This window comes from Streptomyces sp. NPDC014734 (assembly GCF_043083325.1).
In the GTDB taxonomy this organism is placed as follows: domain Bacteria; phylum Actinomycetota; class Actinomycetes; order Streptomycetales; family Streptomycetaceae; genus Streptomyces.
The window spans coordinates 201,153-221,052 of the sequence record NZ_JBIBYN010000009.1 but is presented as its reverse complement, the minus strand read 5'-3'; the positions used below and the strand labels follow the sequence as shown (position 1 = coordinate 221,052).

The window sequence follows — 19,900 nt, the reverse complement described above, 5'->3', positions numbered from 1 at the left end:
GCAGCGGTGCACGCCGACGGCACAGGACCGGTGTGCTCCGCCGGGGTACAGCCGACGGAGCACACCACCGCCCGGGACCACCGAGAAGGCACCGCGCCGATCCGATCGAGAGGACGCCTCGATGGAACAGAACGGCACGATCCGGCCAGGCCCCCTGGCACCGGCCAGAGTAAGGGGTCGCTCCCGGCGCCTCGTCGCACGGGGCGCCGCGGCGGCCCTGCTCGGCTGCCTCCTGGCGGCCTCACCCCTGCCCGGCACGGCCCCGGCCGCCCAGGCGGCCGGCACCCTCACCGTCACCTCGCCCGACCTGCTGTTCATCCAGGGACAGGCGAAGATCACCCTCACCTCCGACCAGACGTCGGTGGCCTGGAAGGCACTCGACGACCAGGGCCTGACCGTCGCCTCGGGCACCGTACCGGTCTCGGGCGGCACCGCCACCGTCGACGCCACGGAACTCGGCAGCGGCTACTACACACTTCAGGCCACCGCCGGAACCACCACCCGCACCGCCAACTTCGGTGTGCTCACCGCGCTGACCGGCAAGGAACAGCAGGACGAGCGCTTCGGCACCGGCATCCACTACGGGTGGAACGACGGCGACGACCAGAAGCTGCTGCGCTCGGTCAGGACGATGGGCATGCACGGCATCCGCTCCGACATCAACTGGAGCGCCATCGAGAAGACCCCCGGCGAGTACGCCTGGAGCAGCTACTCCACCGACCAGCACATCCCGTACGCCAAGTCGCAGGGGCTGACCGCCCTGCCCATCTCCGGCTACCGCAACCCCAACTACGACAGCAACCGGACCCCGGCCTCCGACACCGCGCTGGAGGCCTACGGCAAGTACACCGCGGCCGTGGTGGAGAAGTACCAGCAGTCCAGCAAAGAGATCGAGATCTACAACGAGTACAATTCGACCGGCTTCAACAACGGCACCTGCGGCATCACCGCAGACTGCTACCTCAAGCTGCTCAAGGCGAGCTTCGGCAAGGTGCACGCCAAGGTCCCGGACGCCACCGTCGTCGGCGGCGGCCTGGCCGGACTCCAGACCGACTGGCTCAAGCGCCTGTACGCGATCGGCGGCCTGGACTACATGGACGCGCTGAGCGTCCACCACTACGGCTACCCGAACCCGCCGGAGACGGCACTGGCGACACTGCCGCAGGTACGCGCCGACCTGGACGCGGCCGGCGGCAAGGACTTCCCGCTCTGGATCACCGAGAACGGCTACCCCACCCACAACGACGGCGTCTCCCTCGCGACGCAGGCCGCCTACCTGCCGCGCGCCCAGATCTTCTCGTTCGCCTCGGGCGTCAACCGCTACTACTGGTACGACCTCACCAACGACGGCACCGACGCCAACAACAAGGAACACAACTTCGGCGCCTTCAAGCGGCCCACCGCCGACGTCAAGGCCTGGCAGCCCAAGCCGTCCGTCGTCACCGAGGGCGTCCTGATCCGCCAGCTCGCCGGCCGCGCCTACACGGGCCGTGACGACGCCGGGTCCGAGGCCGTCCGCTCGTACCGCTTCGGCACCGGCAACGACACCGTCCGGACCCTGTACACGACGGCCTCCACCCCGGGAACCGCGGAGCTGATCGCCTCCGGGCCGGTCACCGTCACCGACCAGATGGGCCACGCCAGGACGTACCTGCCGGTCGGCGGCAAGGTGCAGCTCGGCATCGACGACAAGGTCCTGTACGTCAAGGGCGCGGTGAGCGGGGTCAAGGCCGTGACCGGCCCCGTCTTCTCCCTCCGGCTGCCGCAGCGCACCAACACGGAGGAGACCGTCGACGCGGTGCTCCAGGTCGACGGCACCAGGAGCCGGACACTGCTGCCGGTGGGCTACGACTTCCGGATCGCCGGGAAGACGTACCGGGTGACCGCGAAGCCCGGCGAGGTGACCCGCCGGACGGTCGAACTGCCCACCTCGGACCTGACCGGCACCCGCTCGGTCAGCGGCACGGTCGGACTCGGACCGCTCAACCTCGGCCGGATCACCACCGACACCGAAGTGGTGCCGCCGACCCAGGTCCTCTTCGACCCGGTGGTGAAGCAGGCGGCCCCGTTCGCCGCCGCCCTGAAGGTCACCGTCACCAACAACCGCGTCCGCGGCCCGCTCGACCTCACCAAACTGGAGTGGCAGGTCAACGAGGGCACCGCCTTCCTGGACCGCGGCACCATCGACGGCCCGATCCGCGTCGGCGCCGAGGACAGCGCCTCCTACACGGTGGACGCGCGCAACATCAAGCAGTGGAAGCGCTACTGGACGGCCGCCTACGTCAACACCCCCGACGGCGCGAGGAACGCCGTGGGCGCCTGGAACGGATGGGGCGCCGTGCAGCCGTCCGGCACCGGCACCACCACCCCGATCGACATCATCGCCGACGGCTCGGTGAACTACAGCGGCGGCTACAAGGGCGCCGACGACCTGTCGGGCACCGTCCGGCCGCAGTACACCGACGCCGGACTCGTGATCGAGGGCGCGATCACCGACAACGTCCTCGCCCAGCCCGCCACCACCGCCGAGAACATGTGGCAGGGCGACAGCATCCAGTTCGCCGTCACCCCCGAGGCACCGGGCCGCAGCAAGCAGTATGTCGAGATCGGCGCCTCGCTCGTCGGCGGCGAGCCGAAGGTGTACACCTGGCGCGCACCGGCCGGGCAGTCCGCCGGCCCGACCCCGGGGGCCACGGCCCGGATCACCCGTGACGGCACCACCACCCGCTACACGGTGACGGTGCCGTGGGCCTCGCTCGGCCTCGCGGGCAAGCCGACCGCGTCCATCGGGCTCGGCTTCGTCGTCAACGACAGCGACAACGACGGCCGGGCCCGCGGCTGGACCGAGTGGGGCGGGTCCATCGCCAACAACTCCAAGAGCGCGGGCGGCCTGCGCGCCGTCCAACTGACCGACTGACCGACTGACCGTACGATCCCACCCGTGAACGGGCGGGGCCGGGTGCACCTGACAGCACCCGGCCCCGCCGCTCCACGTTCCCCGGCCGTCACCGGTGACGGCCACGGCTCCACCACGCACCGCGAGGAGAACCGCCCCATGGCCCTGTTCGACCTGCCGCTGTCCGAACTGCGCGACTACCGGCCGACGATCGACGAACCGGACGACTTCGACACCTTCTGGTCGACGACCCTGGCCGAGACCCGCGCACACGATCCGGCGGTCTCCTTCGAGCCGGTCGAGACCGGACTGCCCGGGATGCGCACCTGGGACACCACCTTCGCGGGCTTCGGCGGTCACCCGGTCAGGGGCTGGTTCAGCGCGCCCGCGCACGCCGAGGGCCCGCTGCCGCTGATCGTCCAGTTCCACGGCTACAACGGCGGGCGCAGCCTCCCGCACTGCTGGGGCCTGTGGCCGCTGGCCGGGTTCGCCCACTTCATCATGGACGTGCGCGGCCAGGGCAGCGGCGGCAACGTCGGCGACACCCCCGACCCGGTCGGCTCCGGACCCTCCCACGCCGGCTTCATGACCCGCGGCATCGAGGACCCGGAGCAGTACTACTACCGCAGGGTCCACGCCGACGCGGTGCGTGCCGTGGAGACGGCCCGCAGCCACCCGCTCGCCGACCCGGCCCGCACGGTCGTGCTCGGCGGCAGCCAGGGCGGCGGCATCGGCCTGGCGATGGCGGCGCTGGTCCCGGACGTGGCGGCCGTCGCCGTCGACGTGCCGTTCCTCTGCCACTTCGGCCGGGCCGTCACCTTCACCGACGCCAACCCGTACGCGGAGATAGCCGGTTACCTCAAGATGCACCGCGGCAAGGAGGACACCGTCTTCCGTACCCTGTCCTACTTCGACGGCGTGTCCTTCGCCGCCCGCGGCACCGCGCCCGCGCTGTTCTCGGTGGCACTCCAGGACCAGACCTGCCCGCCCTCCACGGTCTTCGCCGCGCACAACGCGTACGGCGGCGAGAAGGAGATCGAGGTCTACCCGTTCAACGGACACGAGGGCGGTGCCATGTTCCAGGAGGCCGCCCAGCTGCGGTGGGTGCCGCAGACGCTCCGAAGGGTCCGCTGAGGGCGGACCACCCGGCGGGACACCCCGACGGGAAGGTCCTGCGCCGTCACCGGGGCGGGAGGCCCGCCGCCGCGGTCGACGGCGGCCCCGACGAGGACGGCACACCACCCCGACAGGCGCCGACCAGGGATTTCTCCGTCCCCGCGCGGTGCCGTCGGGGTGGTACGGATCACGGACAGGCGGGGGACCGCGCGTGTATCGTCCACCGGGGCCCGTCGTGGCCCGTGACCGGCGAGGATCAGGGGCGGACAGTGTGGCGGAGCGCCTACGGGCAGGTGATGCGGGCCACCGCCTGCCTGCTGATGGCATGGCAGGTGTGGATGGTGTGGTACATCTCCAGTCACGAGGCCTCGGGTGTGGAGTGGACCTGCGACGGGACCGGCTCCTGCGCCAGTGACCAGTTCGCCTCCATGGCCCCGTTCGCCGGCATCGGATCGGCCATCGTCCTCGGTCTGCTCTCCGCCCGCTATCTGCACCGCGCCACACCCGGCGCGATGATCACGCTCAGCGCCCTCGGCACCATCGCGGGCTGGTACGACGCGCTGGCCGAGGGACAGCTCGGCCGCGAGTCCACCACCAGCTTCTTCCTCATCTTCCCGTTCGGCGAGTTCACCGTCTCCACGTGGCTGACCTTCCTCTGGTCGGTCGCCGGTGCCGGTTGCCTCGCCGCCTGGTGGGGCGCCGCCGTGAGCCTGCGCCGCACCGCGGGGCTGCGCCGCCTCTCCCGCCGCTACACCACCGCCGACGCGACGCTGGAGGGCTGGCGGTCGGTGGGCGGCACGTACGGAGAGGTCACGGTGGTGTTCGACGACGCCGCCGGGGTGCGCCACCGGGTCCCGGCCGTGGTGGAACGCCTCGCGCTGCGGCGTGACGTCCGCGCCGTGTACGACCCCGACCGCCCCGACGACCCCGCCCGCACCCGGGTCGCCGTCCGCCGAAAGGGGCTGAGCCTCGTATGAACCGGCAGCTCTCCTCCCTGCGCAGGTACTTCACCGCGCTCGGGCTGCTGTCCGTCGCCGCCGCGGGGCTCGCGTTCACCGCGCTCGTGTACGGAGCCGTCTTCGGCCCCCGTTGGCTCCTGATGACCGGCCTGCCCACGAGTGTCCTGGCCCTGGTGGTGTTCGGCAAGGTGGATGAGTCCTCGCAGTCGGACGTCGCCGCCCGCGGCCTGCGTTCCGGCGGCCCGCGTGCCTTCGCCCCCGCCGTGGTCCACCGGGTGAGGGCGGTGAACAAGGAGACCGGTCGCCCGATGACCGACGGGCGTTCGCTGGACTCGGTGTTCGCCTTCGACCTGACCGTGGTGCCCGAGGGGCTGCCCGCGTACCGGGTGCAGGTCCGTCACCCGCTCGACGTGCAGGGGCTGCTGCAACGGACCAGGGGAGTCGTCGAGTACGACCCCGAGCAGCCCTGGCGGGTCGTCATTCCCGACAACCCGCCGCGCGAGTGGCTGGCCCGCGCGAACGGCGTCACCCCGCCCGCCGTGGTGAAGGGGGAAGTCGGCAGGGCACCGGCCGGCCTGCGCATCTTCGCGGCGAGCGCGGTGTTCGCCGCCGTCCTGCTGGTGCTGGTGCGCGTGCTCGCCTGAGGCCGTCGCCGCGCGGACCGTCGTGCGGCCCGTGGGCCGGGACCGGCGCCGGTCAGTCGCCGCGCGGGTACTGCTTGAGCACCTTGCCCTTGACATCGGCCCGCAGATAGGCCCCGCCGTACTCGTCGGAGACGTACACGCTGAGCGTCGGCCGGTATCCCTCGAACGGGGAGGCCGGATCGATGTCCACGTAGTGGGTGGTGGGCTTGGACACCCCCAGCTCCTTGTCCGCCCGGCGGATCAGGGCGGGCAGGACGTCCCAGTCGAACTTCTCCAGGTCCACCGCCTTGTCGTTCGACGTGAGCGTGCCGCCCGCACGGTCGCGGGTGACCCCGCCGTCCTGGTACGTGTACACGTCGTACAGGTTCTTGTCGTTCTTGACCGGGGCCTCGATCCGCGCGAAATCCTCGTACAGCGTGAACGAGGTGACCCGGCTGCCGCCCGTCACCGGCTTGAGCGCGGCGATGACGGTCCGCGCCCCGTCCGGCGTCAGCAGATTCCCCTTCGCGGCCCCGTCCGTCTCCGTCGTCCCGTCCGTCGCTGTCGCCCCGGCCGATTCCTTCGGGTCCCCCGCGTCCCGGGCCTTCGGCGTCGCGGCGGACGACGGGCCGCCGGTGGGCGGACCCGAGGCCGACGGTGCCGTCCCGGACGCCTTCGTGTCCGGGGTGGGCAGCAGCGCCCACACCAGGGCGCCGGTGAGAGCGGTCCCCGCGAGAGCCGACGAGATCGCGACGGCCCGGCCGCGGCGCACCCGTCGGCGGATCTCCTGATCGGTCAGCGGCGCGGGCCGCGGGGGCTCGGGTATCACGACGCGCGGGCGGACCGGGCCGGTCGGCAGCACCGTCGTCGGACCGACCGGCGCGTGACCGGGCGACACCGAGTCCCGCGGAGCCGCCGGTCCGGGGCGCGGCGGCACGGCGTCCTGAGGCGTCGCGGAGGCACGGGGCCCGGGCGCGGCGGCGTTCGGCGCCGCGACGACCGCCGCCAGCATCCGGTCCAGCTCCTCCGGACCGGGCCGGGCGGCCGTGTCCCGGGTCAGCAACGCGGTAAGGACCGGGGCCAGCGGACCGGCCTGCACCGGCGGGGGGACCTCGTCGTCGAGCACGGCCGCCAGCGTGGCCAGCGTCGTCGCCCTGCGCAGCGGATGCCGGCCCTCCACGGCCACGTACAGCATCATGCCGAGCGACCACAGGTCCGACGACGGCTCGCCCTCCGCGCCGCGGATGCGCTCCGGCGCCATGTAGTCGGGCGAACCGATGATCGAGCCGGTCGCCGTCAGACTGGTGGACTCACGGATCGCGGCGATGCCGAAGTCCGTGAGCACCGGACTGCCGTCGGGCCGCAGCAGGACGTTGGCCGGCTTGACGTCGCGGTGGTGGATACCGGCGGCATGGGCGGCACGCAGCGCGGACAGCACCCCGCGGCCCAGCTCGGCCGCCTCCACCGGGGTCAGGGTGCCCTCGGCGAGACGCTCCGCGAGCGACACGCCGGGCACCAGCTCCATCACGATCCACGGGTACGCGTGCTCGCCGCCGTCGACGATGTGGTGCACCGTGACGACGCCCGGATGGTCGAGCCGGGCCAGCGCCCGGGCCTCGCGCAGCACCCGCTCGCGCAGCACCCGCGCCGACTCAGGGTCGTTCTCCGCGAGCGCCGGGTCCGGCGGCCGGACCTCCTTGAGCGCCACATCGCGGTGCAGCGCGAGGTCGCGGGCCCGCCACACCATGCCCATACCGCCGCTGCCGAGCCTGTTCACCAGCTCGAAACGGTCGTCGATCACACGGCGCACAGGCCCCCCAGCATTCATGGAAAAGAGGGTACGGGGCAGATCCGCGCCGGTGCGCACCCACCCCGTACACTCACGCGCCGTCCCCCCGCGCGAGCCGCAGCGTCACGATCTGGAACGGGCGCAGCCGCAACCGCACCACATCCCCCTCCCACTCGACGGACGCGGCGGCGAGGGGACGCTCCAGCAGATCCACGACGCTCGCACCGGCCGGCGCGAAGCCCGCCGTCAACCGCGCCGAGGCACGTCCGCCGTGTGCCTCGTGGAGCCGTACCACCACGTCCCCGCTCCCGTCGTCCGCCAGCTTGACCGCCGTCACGACCACCGCGTCGTCGTCGACCGAGATCAGCGGCGCGACCTCGGCGCTCCCCGGCACCCGGCGCTCGGGCAGGCCGAGCCGCCAGCCCTCCCGCACCGCGTCCCCGACCGTCGCCCCCGGCAGCAGCGCGTACCGCAGGCGGTGCACGCCCTGGTCGGTCTCCGGGTCGGGGTAGCGAGGAGCCCGCAGCAGCGACAACCGCACCGTCGTCGTGGTGGAACCGTCCTCGCCGACGGTGCGCGTCACATCGTGCCCGTACGTCGAGTCGTTGATCAGCGCCGCACCCCAGCCGGGCTCGCCGACGTGCAGGAACCGGTGGGCGCAGATCTCGAACTTCGCCGCCTCCCAACTGGTGTTGGTGTGCGTCGGCCGCTGAACGTGCCCGAACTGGGTCTCCGCCGTGGAGTGGTCGGCGCGCACGTCGATCGGGAACGCCGCCTTGAGGAACTTCTCCCGCTCGTGCCAGTCGACCTCGGTGGCGATGTCCAGCCGCCGGGCCCCCGGCAGCAGCGACAGCACCTGGGTGATGCGCGACGAACCGAAGGTGCGGACCACCTCGACCCCGTCGTCGTGCGGGCGCACCGCGTCCACCTCGGTCAGGTCGGTCACGGTGTTGCGGTAGAACGCGTCGACGTCCCACGCGTCCCAGTGGTTGGGCAGATCGGGGTGGACCTGGAGCAGGTTCGCCGCGCGGCCCGACGCGACCGTCTCCCGCCCCGCCACCAGGTCGACCACCGAGACCACCAGGCCCCGCGCGTCCACCGTCACCCGGAGCAGTCCGTTGTCCAGCCGGAAACCGTCGCCGACCGCCTCGGCCGCCACCGGCCGCTCCGGCCGCCCGGCGGCGTGGGAGGCGCCTCCCGCGGGAACCCCGGCCCAGGCGTGCGGGGCCGCGTTGAAGACGACGACCCCGCCGTCGGCGTCGCCCGCCAGCGCCCGCTGCGCCGCCCCGATGACCGCCTCCAGCTCCTCGGCGACCCGGGCGTACGTGGCCTCCGCCTCACGGTGCACCCAGGCGATCGACGAACCCGGCAGGATGTCGTGGAACTGGTGCAGCAGCACGGTCTTCCAGACCCGGTCCAGCACCTCGTACGGGTAGGCGAACCCGGCCCGGACCGCCGCCGTCGCGGCCCACAGCTCCGCCTCCCGCAACAGGTGCTCGCTGCGCCGGTTGCCCTGCTTGGTCCGCGCCTGCGAGGTGTACGTGCCCCGGTGCAGCTCCAGGTACAGCTCACCCAGCCACACCGGCGGCCGCTCGTACTCGGCCTCGGCGGCGGCGAAGAAGTCCGCGGGCCGCTCGATCGCCACCCGGGGCGACCCCTCCAGGTCCGCGAGCCGCTCCGCCCGCGCCAGCATCTCCCGGGTGGGCCCGCCGCCCCCGTCGCCCCAGCCGAACGGCACCAGCGAGCGCGTCGCGTGCCCCTTGTCCCGGAAATTGCGCTCGGCGTGCGCCAGCTCCTGGCCGGACAGCTCCGCCACATACGTGTCCACCGGCGGGAAGTGCGTGAACACCCGGGTGCCGTCCAGCCCCTCCCACAGGAACGAGTGATGGGGGAACGGGTTCGTGGTGTTCCACGAGATCTTCTGCGTGAGGAACCAGCGCGAACCCGAGAGCGCCACCAACTGCGGCAGCGCCGCCGAGTAGCCGAACGAGTCCGGCAGCCACACCTCCTCCGTCTCGACCCCGAACTCCTCCAGGAAGAACCGCTTGCCGTACACGAACTGCCGGGCCAGCGCCTCCGACCCCGGCATGTTGGTGTCCGACTCCACCCACATCCCGCCCACCGGGACGAACTGCCCGGCCGCGACCTTCTCCTTCACCCGTGCGTACAGCTCCGGACGGTGCTCCCGCAGCCAGTCCAGCTGCTGCGCCTGCGACATCGCGAAGACGAACTCCGGCCGGTCGTCCATCAGCGCCAGCACGTTGGACGTGGTGCGGGCCACCTTGCGGACCGTCTCGCGCAGCGGCCACAGCCACGCCGAGTCGATGTGGGCGTGACCCACCGCGGACAACCGGTGCGCCGAGGCGTGCGCGGGGGAGGAGAGCGCCGGACGCAGCGCCTCCCGGGCGGCGGTCGCGCTCGCGCCCACGTCGTCGAGGTCGAGCGCGTCCAGGGCGCTCTCCACCGCGCGCAGGATCTCCCAGCGGCGCGCCGAACCGACCGGCAGCTGACGCATCAGCTGGTCGAGCACCTCCAGGTCCTGGACCAGTTCCCAGACCTGCCGGTCGAAGACCGCGAGATCCATCCGCTCGACCCGGTACAGCGGCTCGTCGCCCGCGGTCTCCTGGTCGCCGAGGGCACTGACCCCGTCCAGGATCTCCGGGTTGGCGGCTGCCTCCAGGTAGTACGCGCACTGCTCGCCCCCCGCCACCGGGTCGCCGACCCGCAGCCAGGTGTTGAGCGGGTTGAGGGCCTTGACGACGCTGCCGTCCGGCCGGTGGGCCAGTGCCTCGGCGGAGAAGCCCGGCCGGTCCCGGGCGAAGCCGAGGTCGATGACGGCCTCGACGGTCTCACCCGCCCATTCCTCCGGGACGCGGCCGGTCACCCGGAACCAGCTGGTGCCCCAGGCAGGTCCCCAGGCGTCGCCGACCGCCCCGGGCTCGAAGGAGGCCGCCATCGCCTCGTCGAACGGCACCGGCTCGCCGGGGGCGTGCCAGACCTCGAACTCCAGGGGGACGCTGCGGGGGTGGACGGCGGGGCGGATGCGTTCGCGCAGGGCGCGGTCGAGACGTTCCTCGGTCAGTGTGCGGTCGTCATGCATGGGTGCGGGGTCTCTCTGGTGGAGGGAGGCGGTGGGCAGGCGGGGCGGTGCCGATCCGGCCGGGAGCGGCACGGGACGGGTGACGGGAGGAGAGGGGCGGTCAGGGGAGTTCGTCGAAGCCCACGCAGGGCAGTGACAGGTCGTCGGCGAGGGCGAGGAGCTTCTCCAGCCGGGCCGGCGTGATGTGGTTGGTCTCCTGGGCGTCGGCGACGCCGTGGGCGTAGAGCGTGGTGACGCCGCCCTCGTCCGAGGTCCGGCGCAACGCCGCCTCGACACCGGTCAGGTCGTCGTCGAAGACGACGGCGCCACGTCCGGAGTCCACCGAGCAGCCGGGCAGGACCCGCCGGGAGGGAAGCTCGGCGGCGGGGACGCGCAGTTCGTCGGCGAGCGAGGGATCGGCGCGGCGCTCGGCAGGCACGCCGCCGCGCAGCCGCTCGAAGAGCGTGAGCAGCAGCCGGTCGGTGCTCTCGTCGCGGGCACTGCACGGATAGGCGAAACCGCGCGCCGGGAAGCCGAGGCGGCGCAGCGACTCCAGGGCGGGCACCACCTCCCGGTCGAGATAGGCACCCGCGCCGTGCGCGGCGACGAAGTCGGTCGCCCGCTCGTGCCGCATACCGTGGCAGCCGATGGTGTGGCCGTCGTCCGCGAGTCGGCGCAACATGCGCGCCTCGTCCCCGTCGAGCCGGTCCGGCTCGCAGACGAAGAAGGTGACACGTGCTCCGTATCGTGCGAACAGCGGGGCGACCGCGGCCCACTCGCGCACGTGCCGGTCGTCGAAGGTGAGCAGCAGGGCGCGGTCGACCCGCCGGTAGCTCCCCTCGTTCATCGCGCGGACCCCTCGGGTGCCCAGCCGGGCACGGAGCCGTGCAGGGCCGTGTAGAAGGGATCGCCGGGGCCGATCTCCCCGGCCAGGACGGTACGTCCGGTCAGCGCCGCCTTGTACATGGAGGTGATCAGCTCCAGGGAGCGGCGGCCGTCCCCGGCGCTCGCCCGGGGGCGGCGCCCGGCCCGCATGTCGGCGAGCAGCGAGCGGAGCTGGGCGGCGTGCGAACTGGGGACGTCCTCGGTGGGAGCGGTCCAGCCGGCGGCCCGGGCGGGCTCGACACCCGGTGCCGGGGTGTAGGTCCAGTCGCCGTTCCCGTACCCGTACAGATGGTTCAACTCGATGGTCGCGTCCCGCAGATCGATTCGCAGATGGCTCAGCTGGCGCGGCGAGAGGGCGCTGTTGACCACGGTGGCCAGGGCGCCCGAGGCGAACCGGACGGTGGCGGTGGTGACGTCGTCGGTCTCCACGTCGCGGGCCAGCCTCCCCGCCATGGCCCGGATCTCTGCCCAGTCCCCGAGCAGTTCCAGGAGCAGGTCGATCTGGTGGATGCCGAGACCCATGGCGGGACCCGCGCCCTCCGTCGCCCACTTCCCCCGCCACGGCACCGCGTAGTAGGCGTCGTCGCGATACCACGTCGTCTGGCAGTGCGCGACCAGCGGGGGCCCCAGCTCGCCGGAGGCGATCAGCGCCTTCGCGTGCTCGGCGCCCGATCCGAACCGGTGCTGGAAGACGATCGGCGCGAACGGCCCCTGTTCGCCCTCCGCCGCGGTCATGGCGTCGTACTCGGCGAGGCTGAGCGCGGGCGGCTTCTCGCACCAGACCCAGGCACCGGCCCGCAGGGCGGCGACGACCTGCTCCCGGTGGGCGACGGGCGGCGAGGCGACGACGACGAGGTCGGGCCCGGTCCCGTCGAGCGAGGCCGCGAGGTCGGTGGAGTGGTGCGGGAGCGAGAAGTCGGCGGCGAACGAGCGGGCCGCGGCCGGATCGGCGTCGACCGCGCCGACCACGTGGAAGTCCGAGGCGAGTTCGAGGAACGCCGGCATGTGGACGGCACGGGCGATGTTGCCCGCGCCGACGAGCAGGACACGGTAGGGAGTCGCAGTCACAGAGGGCCGTCCAGGCTGAGTGCGGTGGCCACCGGAAGCGGATAGCGCTTTCCGGCAGCGCGGGGGAGTGCCCTTCCGGGGGAAGGGCAGAGGGTGGTCAGAGCGTGGCGTACAGCGGCCCGGCGCTGGTGACGGGCCCCGTACGGAGCCGGTCCGGCCAGTCGAGGGCGAGGCCGAGCGAGTCGCTCAGCCTGTTCTGGAACGAGGTGAGCCGCCGTTCGGATCCGCGGACCGCCCGGGGCGGCAGCCGGTGCTCCAGGCAGTACGAGACGAGGGCGCCGACGGCCTCGCCGATGCCCCACTGCCCGGCGTGCCCGCCGAGCGCGGGCGCGCTGACATGCGTGGCGCCCGCGTTGCGCCCGGCCGGGAGCAGGTTCTCCACTCGCACCGGCAGCAACGCGCCCAGCGGCAGCTGGAACGGCAGGCACTCCAGGTCGAGTCCTGGCCCGCCGCCGGTCCCGGGGTGCAGGGTGATCCGCGAACGCAGGGTGCCCACGCTGTCCGCGAAGGTCTCCGCGCCCCGCGCCCCGGCCCGCGCCTCCGCGGTCAGATGCTGTTCCAGCAGCGTGAACTCGGCCCGGATGCGCCGGGATTCGCGGATGTGCGGGACCATGGCGAACCCGTCGGCCGTCCCCGTCACATCGGGCCGCAGGCGCAGTTCGGGGTAGCCCCGGCCGCCGTCGTGCCGGGGAGCTCTCGTCTGCATCCAGTACAGGAAGGACAGGGCCTGCTCGCGTGCCTCCCGTTCGGCCCGCGCCCGCGCGCCGTCCCCGCCCCCGACGAGCGGCAGCCGCGCGTAGGCGGTCTGCTCCCAGTCGACCAGGGTGATGTCGCTGTCGAAGGTGCCGGGCAGATGACGGCTGCGGGCCAGCACCCGGCGCTGGTGCCAGCGGTCGTTGGGCGGCGCGCCCCACGGTGGGACCTCGTCGGGCTTGTGCAGGAAGAGGGGCACCGGGCGGGCCGGGCCGCCACCGGGCTCCGCGGTCTCCCAGGAGAAGGCGTCGGCCCAACGCCCGTATCCCGCGGGCCGGTCGACGGTGTGGTCCTCGCCGGGCCGGTGGTCGAGGGCGAAGACCCAGGAGAACGGCTGCTGGTCGAGCGGGTCGGCGGCGTCGGCGGCGTGCGGCTCGCCGGTCTCCTCGCGGGACTCCGCGCCCGTGACGTGCTCGACCCCTGCCAGGTCGAGCAGGTCGCCCAGGTCGGTGGCGTCGACCACGTACGCGGCGCCCACCGTCAGCCGGGAGCCGTCCGCCGCCTCCAGGGTGACCGCGCTCACCCGGTCCCCGTCCGTCCCGGCCGCGACCGGCCGGTGCCCGAGGAGCACGGTGAGCCGCCCCGACGCGAGGTGCGGGGCGAGGAGTTCGCGGACCACGGCGAGCGCGGCGCGCGGCTCGTGGCTGAGGTGGCCGGTGGTGCTGAGGCCCGGGTCCAGCAGCGGGTCCGCGTAGGGCTCCGGGCACAGGGGGTAGTTGCGGCGGTAGAAGTCCCGTATGCGTTCCCGCAGGTCGCGGTAGCCGGGGGAGACCGGGTCGAGTTCGACGCGGTGGCCGTCGGCGAGTGGTACCGCCTGCGCGGTGAGCAGCCCGCCGGGCCAGTCGGCCGCCTCGGTGAGCACGACGCGGTGGCCGAACCGGACGGCCGTCAGGGCGGCGGCGAGGCCACCGGGCCCGGAACCGGCCACCAGGACGTCGGTTCGGAGCTCGCGGGTATGGGGTGCGGGGGCGGCGGACACAGGAGTCTCCTCCCTCAGGGCCGGCGGGCGGCGACGGTACGGAGCCGGACCGGCACGGACTCGCTCGTCCTGATCCGGACGGGGAGCACGATCTGCTCGGCGCTGCGGTACGGGTCCTCGCCCTCCGTGCGCTCCGCGATCCGGGTGACCAGTTGCTCGACCGCGCGGCCGCCGATCTCCCGGGCGGGCAGCCGGGCGGCGAAACTGGTGAGCGGCAGCAGGTCGTAGGGGCCCTCGTCGTCCATCCCGGCCAGCACGATCTCGTCGGGCACAGCGATGCCGAGCGCGGCCAGGTCGGAGGCGGCGGTGGCGACGGCGAAACCGTGGGCGCACAGCAGCGCGGTCGGTGGTTCGGGGGCGCCGAGCAGTTCGGAGAGCACCCGCCGGCGGTCGTCCTCGGACAGCGCCGTGTAGGAGCGCAGCGCCGTCAACTGGGGGAGCAGGGGCTGTCCGTGGGCGCGCAACGCCTGCTTGTGCCCGGTCATCCGGTCGTGGACGCTGGTGCACTGGGTCTCGCCCCACAGCGTCGCGATGCGCTCGTGGCCGTCGGCGAGCAGATGCTCGGTGAGCCGGTAGCCGACGTCGTAGTTGTCGGCGGTGACCGCGTCGATGGCGAGGCCGGGGAAGTACCGGTCGACCAGCACCATGGGGATGCGCAGCGCCCTGATCTCGTCCAGCACATCCATCGCGGGCAGGCCCTGGACGGGGTACAGGATGATCCCGTCGACCCTGTCCTCCACGGCCTGCCGCAGTGCCTGCTCCTGGCGGGCCAGCGACGCGGCGTGGTCGGCGTGGCCGGTGTCCGTCATCTGGACCGCCGAGTCGGCGAAGAAGAGCCGCAGCCCGCGCTCCGAACACCCCGACTCGATCCCGCGCAACACCTCGGACTGGTACGGGCCCTGGCCGCTGATCACGCACGCGATCACCCCGGACCGGTGGGCGGCGAGAGGCTCCGCGGCCCGCTCCGCCGGATCGGCGACGAAGGTGCCGCGGCCGCGGCGGCGCACCAGCAGACCCTCCGCGACGAGGTCGTTGAGCGCCCTGACCGCGGTCGTGGAACTCACCCCGAAGCGCTCACGCAGCTGGTTCTGCGTGATGAACGGAGCGCCCGCCTCGTACTCGTCGCGTGCCACCTCGGCCCGCAACTGGTCCTTGATGCGCTGGTACTTGGGTCCGGACGCACTCATCCAGACACCACCCTCCCGAAATTTGACGCGTCAATCTGCGTTGAGAGCAGTGTGGTCGTGGTTAACGCGTTATTTCAAGAGGGTTACCGCGAAATAATGGGCGACTTAGTGCGTCAAGCGCGTGACCTGGTCGTTCTACGCGTCAAATCGGAGGCGGGGAACGGGCCGTCGGCCGGTGAGCGCGGTACCGCCGGGCCGACGGCGGTGGCGGACGGGCCGACGGCGGTGGCGGACGGGCCGACGGCGGTGGCGGGTCAAGCGGGTCAGGGCGGCGGTGCCGTGCTGGCCCGCACCACCAGGCGCGAGGGCACGGCGAGCGTGCGCGGCGACGGCGTCGCGTCCCCGAGGGCCAGCAGCAGCGCCCGCCGGCCGATCTCCTCCAACGGCAGCCGGACGGTGGTCAGCGCGGGTGTGACGTCGCAGGCCACCGGCAGGTCGTCGAAGCCGACCACCGACACGTCGGCGGGCACGCTCCGGCCGAGATCGTCGCGGAGCGCCACGAGCGCTCCGAGCGCCATGGCGTCGTTGAGCGCGAACAGCGCGGTGATCCCGGGGGACCTGCGGAACAGCAGGGCGGCGGCGGCCCGCCCGCCGTCCCGGGTGAAGTCCGCCTCGACGCGGTGGCGCTCCCGCACCGCGATGCCCAGCTCGGCCGCCCGCTCCAGGAAGCCGTGCAGCCGTTCCTGCACCGAGACCAGCCCCAGCGGTCCGCAGATGACACCGATCTCCGTGTGCCCCAGCCGGGCGAGGTGTTCGGCGACCGCCCGGCCCCCCTCGCGGTTCCCCGGCACGATCGTGTCCACCGGCAGGTCCCGGTGCGCGACGGCGGTCACCCGGCCGCCCTGCGCCGCGAACGCCTCCAGCTCCTGCGCGAGTGCGGGGCTCGCGTCGGTGAAGCCCGAACCGGCCAGGACCACCGCACGGGCCCGCTGCGCGCGCAGCCGCGCCACGTATTCCGTCTGCAGGGCGGGTTCGTGGAAGGTGCCCGCCAGCATCACCAGGAGCTTGTGGTCCCGGGCCACCTCCATGACACCGGCCGCGATCGCCGCGTAGTAGGCGTCGTTCACGTCGTGCACGACCAGGCCGACGAGCGACGTCGTGGACTGCACCAGTGCGCGGGCCGGTGCGTTGGACACGTAACGGAGCCGGGCGGCCGCCTCCAGGACGCGCTCCTGGAGCTCCTGGGTGACGTTGCGGTCGCTGTCGCCGAGGACGCGCGAAGCCGTGGCGAGAGACACCCCCGCGTCCTGCGCGACCTGCTGGAGCGTCACGGCGGACGGTGGGCGGGGACGGGCTGAACGTCGATTGACCTGGCTCGGCATAGGGCTACGATAGCCGCACTGAAAGCGTTTTCCCATTGCGTGCGCAAGCGGATGCGGCGCTCGGCGGAGCCTACCTCCACCGGCCCGGTTCGGCGGGTGGCATCGTGGCCAGGCAGCGGTAGACGGCATCACCACGGAAGGCGAACCGCCGTTCGGTCTCCGCGGTGAGCCGGACGCCGAGTCCCGGTGCCCGGGGAGCGAGCAGGCGGCCCGACTCGATGCGGAACGGCTCGACCAGCAGTTCGGAGCGCAGGGCGTAGGCGGGCAGCGGCCACTCGGCCAGCCGCCCGCCGCCGGCGAACGCGGCGTGGTAGTTGGCCGCCTGGCACACCGCACTGCCCCAGCAGTGGACCACCGCGGCGACGCCGTGTTCCGCGGCCCCGGCGAAGACGGCGAGGGTCTGCCGCGGCCCGCCGACGACCGTGGCGTCCGGCTGGACGAGGTCGTAGTACCCCGCGGCCACGCGGTCCAGCAGTTCCCGCGCGGTGGTCACGGTCTCCCCGCCCGCCACCGCGCAGTCCGCCGCCCGCCGCAGGGCGGGGTACTCGTGGGCACGAGCGGGCCCCAGCGGTTCTTCGAGGAAGCGCACCGGATGCCGGGTACCCGCCCTGACCGCGTCGAGGAACACGAGCGCCTCCTGCACCGACTGGCCGGGGTCGTCGAGGTTCTGCGCCATGTCGACGGCCACGCCGATCCCGTGCGGGGCGGCATGCTCCAGGGTCCACACCGCCTTCTCCGCCTCGTTGCCCCGTGCCCTGATCTTGAAGGTGCCGATCCCGAGCGCGGCGACGGCGGCGATCTCGGCGCCCATCGCCGACGGGGAGGTCGAGTCGCCCCCGCTGGCGTAGAGCGGGACGCTGTCCGTGCGGAGGCCGCCCAGCAACTCGTACGCGGGCACACCGGCCCGCTTCCCCAGGGCGTCGAGCAGGGCCGCCTCCACCGCGGAGACGACGTGCCGGGCCGCCCCCTGGAGGCTCCAGTACCCCGTGACGCGCACCATGTCCCGGTATCTCTCCGCCAGTTCACCGGCCGGGTGCCCGATCAGGTACGGGGCCAGCAGCTCGACCGTCGACACGAAGACGTGCGGTGCGAACACGGCGAGGTACGCCTCGCCCAGACCGGTCGTGCCGTCGTCGAGGGTCACCTCGACGAGTCCCGTCGTGCGCCACCCCGTGGGCAGCGCCACGCGCACCTCCAGATTCTCCGGGTCGGCGTACGGGGCGCTGAGCAGCACCGGACGGATCGCCGCGATCCGTGCTCCGTCGTCGACGAGCGCGCCGAAGCGCGTGTCCGTGTCGTCGTGCATGTCGTCGCGTCCTCAGTATCCTCGGGCCCACTGCACGGGGTTGCGCAGCGGGGCGCCCGCCGCGAACCGGCGCAGGTTGTCGGCGAACAGGTCGATCACCCGCGCGCTCTCGTCCGTCGAGCCCCCCGCGGTGTGCTGGGTGAGGAGGACGTTCGGGCAGGTCCACAAGGGATGTCCGGCGGGCAGGGGTTCCTCCTCGGTGACGTCCAGCACCGCACCGCCGAGCCGCCCGGAGGACAGCTCGGACACCAGCGCCCGCTCGTCCACCAGCGACCCGCGCCCCGCGTTCACCAGGACGGCCCCGGGCCGCATCCGGGCCAGCCGCCGCGCGTCGAGCAACCCGCTCGTCCCGGGGGTGCCGGGCAGCAGCCCCACCACCACGTCGAAGTCCGGCAGCCGCGCATCGAGGTCGGCGGGGGTGCGGAGGTCGCCCGAGGCCCGCGCGAAGTACGAGACCCGGCAGCCGAACGGCCCGAGGAGTTCGGCGAACCGCCGGGCGACGGCCCCCCGGCCCAGGACCAGGACCCGGGCCCCGGCCAGCAGCCGCAGCCGCGGCCGGACGGCGGACTTGGCCCAGGTGCCGCGGGAACGCAGCCCGGACAGTTCGTCGATGCCGCGGTACAGCGCGAGTACGCCCGCCAGACAGGACTCGGCCACCGGGTCGGCGAAGGCACCCCCCAGGTTGGTCACGGTCAGCCGGCGGCCGAGGACCGGCCAGTCCAGACCGAGATAGGCGTCGATCCCGACCGAGGCGAGCTGGAGCCACCGGAGCCGGGGCGACTCGGCCACCCGGGCCGCCCCGGGGTTGCCGAGCGCGATGCGGGCCTCGGCGAGGGCGCGGGCGTCGGCCGGGGAGGCCGCTCCCGGCTCGGCGAACCACACGGGCCCGCACGCGAGTGCGCGCAGACGGGCCCGGCCGTCCTCGTCGAGCGGGAGTTCCACGTACAGGTCGGTGCGGCGGTGGCCGGTGTTCACCACGGGTGCTCGGCGAGGTGGGCGGTGATCCGGTCCCGGTCCCAGGCGCCGTCCGCGACGGTGACCCGATAACGGCGGGACAGGGTGTCGCCCGGGGCCAGCACGAGTTCCTCGTGGAACGCGAAGGAGGGGGCGACGGCAGCGAACGGCTCGTCGCGGACGAACCAGTGCGCCGGATGGGCACCGCCCGCCCCCGTGTGGTCGTTCTCCGGGGCGTGCCGGAAGACAAGTGTGGCGTGTCCGTCGACGCCGTCGAGTTCACCCCCGTAGGCGAGCCAGGGTGCCTGCGTCCCCATCAGCCCCGGGCCCTCCCCGTCCGGCCCGAGGATCCGGCCGCCCCGGAAGGCGCGCGGTCCGCGCCAGAAGAGGCCGGTGTAGCCGGCCGCCTCGCGGCCGTGCGTGGTGGGACTGCCGAACCGCAGCGGCTCGGAGCGCCGGTTGGTGATCGCACTCGACCAGGTCAGCGTCCAGCTGCCCGCGCCGTTCGCGGCCACCCCGCCGCGCCCGGAGCGCTCCACGTCGTGGATCTCCACCCGGCGCAGCTCGTCCGCCCAGTGGGTGCCGTCGTGGTGGCGCCAGCTCAGCCGCTCCACCACGACCGCGCGGCCCCCCTCCGCGGTCACCTCGTCGAACCCCAGGTGCGCCATCGACCCCACACGTTCGGGCAGCCGCAGGTAGTCCTGCCCGTGCACGTAGGTGTTGCCGCCCCACAGGTTCTGGCCGGACAGGTGGGAGGCCGTCATCTGGAGGCCCTTGTGCCACCGGTGGTCGTGGGGCCGGTAGTCGGTGACAACGTTGTCTGCCAGTGTGCGCATGGGGTGGATGTAGGGCTTCGGGGCCTCCCAGGCCGCTTCCGGGCGGTAGACGTAACTGATCAGGTCGATGCCGCCGGACTCCTCCGTCACCGTGATCCGGTCTCCGGGGGTGTGTGTGATGCGCAGTGGACCGCTCATGTCCCGAGTC

General features: G+C 73.3%; 14 protein-coding genes. 4 read left to right on the top strand and 10 right to left on the bottom strand.

Going from position 1 to position 19,900, the window contains the following annotated elements; translation table 11 throughout:
- Positions 1 to 121 precede the first annotated feature (121 nt).
- The 4 genes from ACF1CT_RS17280 (at position 122) to ACF1CT_RS17265 (ending at position 5,615) form a co-directional block, all read left to right on the top strand.
- A complete protein-coding gene (locus ACF1CT_RS17280; RefSeq protein WP_391784679.1) occupies positions 122 to 2,917 on the top strand; it encodes a hypothetical protein in 2,796 nt (931 codons plus the stop codon).
- 138 nt (positions 2,918 to 3,055) lie between these two features.
- Positions 3,056 to 4,030 (top strand): acetylxylan esterase, encoded by a 975-nt coding sequence (locus tag ACF1CT_RS17275; protein WP_391784760.1) that lies wholly within the window; start codon positions 3,056 to 3,058, stop codon positions 4,028 to 4,030.
- A gap of 224 nt (positions 4,031 to 4,254) precedes the next feature.
- Entirely contained in the window at positions 4,255 to 4,989 is a 735-nt protein-coding gene (locus tag ACF1CT_RS17270; RefSeq protein WP_391784678.1) for a hypothetical protein, read from the top strand.
- On the top strand, positions 4,986 to 5,615 hold the full coding sequence (locus ACF1CT_RS17265; RefSeq protein WP_391784677.1) for a hypothetical protein: 630 nt from the start codon (positions 4,986 to 4,988) through the stop codon (positions 5,613 to 5,615). The genes ACF1CT_RS17270 and ACF1CT_RS17265 overlap by 4 nt, the downstream gene beginning before the upstream one ends.
- Positions 5,616 to 5,667: 52 nt before the next feature.
- Here ACF1CT_RS17265 and ACF1CT_RS17260 read toward each other — a convergent pair whose 3' ends face one another.
- The 10 genes from ACF1CT_RS17260 to ACF1CT_RS17215 all read right to left on the bottom strand — a co-directional run bounded on the left by ACF1CT_RS17260 (position 5,668) and on the right by ACF1CT_RS17215 (position 19,890).
- A complete protein-coding gene (locus tag ACF1CT_RS17260; RefSeq protein WP_391784676.1) occupies positions 5,668 to 7,422 on the bottom strand; it encodes a protein kinase in 1,755 nt (584 codons plus the stop codon).
- A 52-nt stretch (positions 7,423 to 7,474) separates the two neighbouring features.
- On the bottom strand, positions 7,475 to 10,483 hold the full coding sequence (locus ACF1CT_RS17255; protein ID WP_391784675.1) for an alpha-mannosidase: 3,009 nt from the start codon (positions 10,481 to 10,483) through the stop codon (positions 7,475 to 7,477).
- Positions 10,484 to 10,583: 100 nt separating this feature from the next.
- Positions 10,584 to 11,309: a polysaccharide deacetylase family protein gene (locus tag ACF1CT_RS17250; RefSeq protein ID WP_391784674.1), complete on the bottom strand. Its 726-nt coding sequence runs from the start codon at positions 11,307 to 11,309 to the stop codon at positions 10,584 to 10,586.
- Positions 11,306 to 12,415, bottom strand: coding sequence for a Gfo/Idh/MocA family protein (locus ACF1CT_RS17245; protein ID WP_391784673.1), 1,110 nt, complete (start codon positions 12,413 to 12,415; stop codon positions 11,306 to 11,308). The genes ACF1CT_RS17250 and ACF1CT_RS17245 overlap by 4 nt, the downstream gene beginning before the upstream one ends.
- Positions 12,416 to 12,512: 97 nt before the next feature.
- On the bottom strand, positions 12,513 to 14,147 hold the full coding sequence (locus ACF1CT_RS17240) for an FAD-dependent oxidoreductase (protein ID WP_391784672.1): 1,635 nt from the start codon (positions 14,145 to 14,147) through the stop codon (positions 12,513 to 12,515).
- Positions 14,148 to 14,161: 14 nt separating this feature from the next.
- On the bottom strand, positions 14,162 to 15,334 hold the full coding sequence (locus ACF1CT_RS17235; protein ID WP_391784671.1) for a LacI family DNA-binding transcriptional regulator: 1,173 nt from the start codon (positions 15,332 to 15,334) through the stop codon (positions 14,162 to 14,164).
- A 263-nt stretch (positions 15,335 to 15,597) separates the two neighbouring features.
- On the bottom strand, positions 15,598 to 16,605 hold the full coding sequence (locus ACF1CT_RS17230) for a LacI family DNA-binding transcriptional regulator (protein ID WP_391784670.1): 1,008 nt from the start codon (positions 16,603 to 16,605) through the stop codon (positions 15,598 to 15,600).
- 121 nt (positions 16,606 to 16,726) lie between these two features.
- The gene (locus tag ACF1CT_RS17225; protein WP_391784669.1) at positions 16,727 to 17,962 is read right to left on the bottom strand and encodes a mandelate racemase/muconate lactonizing enzyme family protein; all 1,236 of its coding nucleotides are present in this window, start codon (positions 17,960 to 17,962) and stop codon (positions 16,727 to 16,729) included.
- A 12-nt stretch (positions 17,963 to 17,974) separates the two neighbouring features.
- A complete protein-coding gene (locus ACF1CT_RS17220; RefSeq protein ID WP_391784668.1) occupies positions 17,975 to 18,937 on the bottom strand; it encodes a D-2-hydroxyacid dehydrogenase in 963 nt (320 codons plus the stop codon).
- Positions 18,934 to 19,890, bottom strand: a complete 957-nt coding sequence (locus tag ACF1CT_RS17215; RefSeq protein WP_391784667.1) for a PmoA family protein — start codon at positions 19,888 to 19,890, stop codon at positions 18,934 to 18,936. Before ACF1CT_RS17215 ends, ACF1CT_RS17220 begins: the two co-directional genes overlap by 4 nt.
- Positions 19,891 to 19,900: the final 10 nt, after the last annotated feature.

What these genes read in the sequence shown, in the direction of transcription:
- ACF1CT_RS17225 (WP_391784669.1), bottom strand. Translation starts at nt 17,962, where the DNA reads ATGCACGACGACACGGACACGCGCTTCGGCGCGCTCGTCGACGACGGA.
- ACF1CT_RS17275 (WP_391784760.1), top strand. Translation starts at nt 3,056, where the DNA reads ATGGCCCTGTTCGACCTGCCGCTGTCCGAACTGCGCGACTACCGGCCG.
- ACF1CT_RS17255 (WP_391784675.1), bottom strand. Translation starts at nt 10,483, where the DNA reads ATGCATGACGACCGCACACTGACCGAGGAACGTCTCGACCGCGCCCTG.
- ACF1CT_RS17250 (WP_391784674.1), bottom strand. Translation starts at nt 11,309, where the DNA reads ATGAACGAGGGGAGCTACCGGCGGGTCGACCGCGCCCTGCTGCTCACC.
- ACF1CT_RS17215 (WP_391784667.1), bottom strand. Translation starts at nt 19,890, where the DNA reads ATGAGCGGTCCACTGCGCATCACACACACCCCCGGAGACCGGATCACG.
- ACF1CT_RS17235 (WP_391784671.1), bottom strand. Translation starts at nt 15,334, where the DNA reads ATGAGTGCGTCCGGACCCAAGTACCAGCGCATCAAGGACCAGTTGCGG.
- ACF1CT_RS17265 (WP_391784677.1), top strand. Translation starts at nt 4,986, where the DNA reads ATGAACCGGCAGCTCTCCTCCCTGCGCAGGTACTTCACCGCGCTCGGG.
- ACF1CT_RS17280 (WP_391784679.1), top strand. Translation starts at nt 122, where the DNA reads ATGGAACAGAACGGCACGATCCGGCCAGGCCCCCTGGCACCGGCCAGA.
- ACF1CT_RS17260 (WP_391784676.1), bottom strand. Translation starts at nt 7,422, where the DNA reads ATGAATGCTGGGGGGCCTGTGCGCCGTGTGATCGACGACCGTTTCGAG.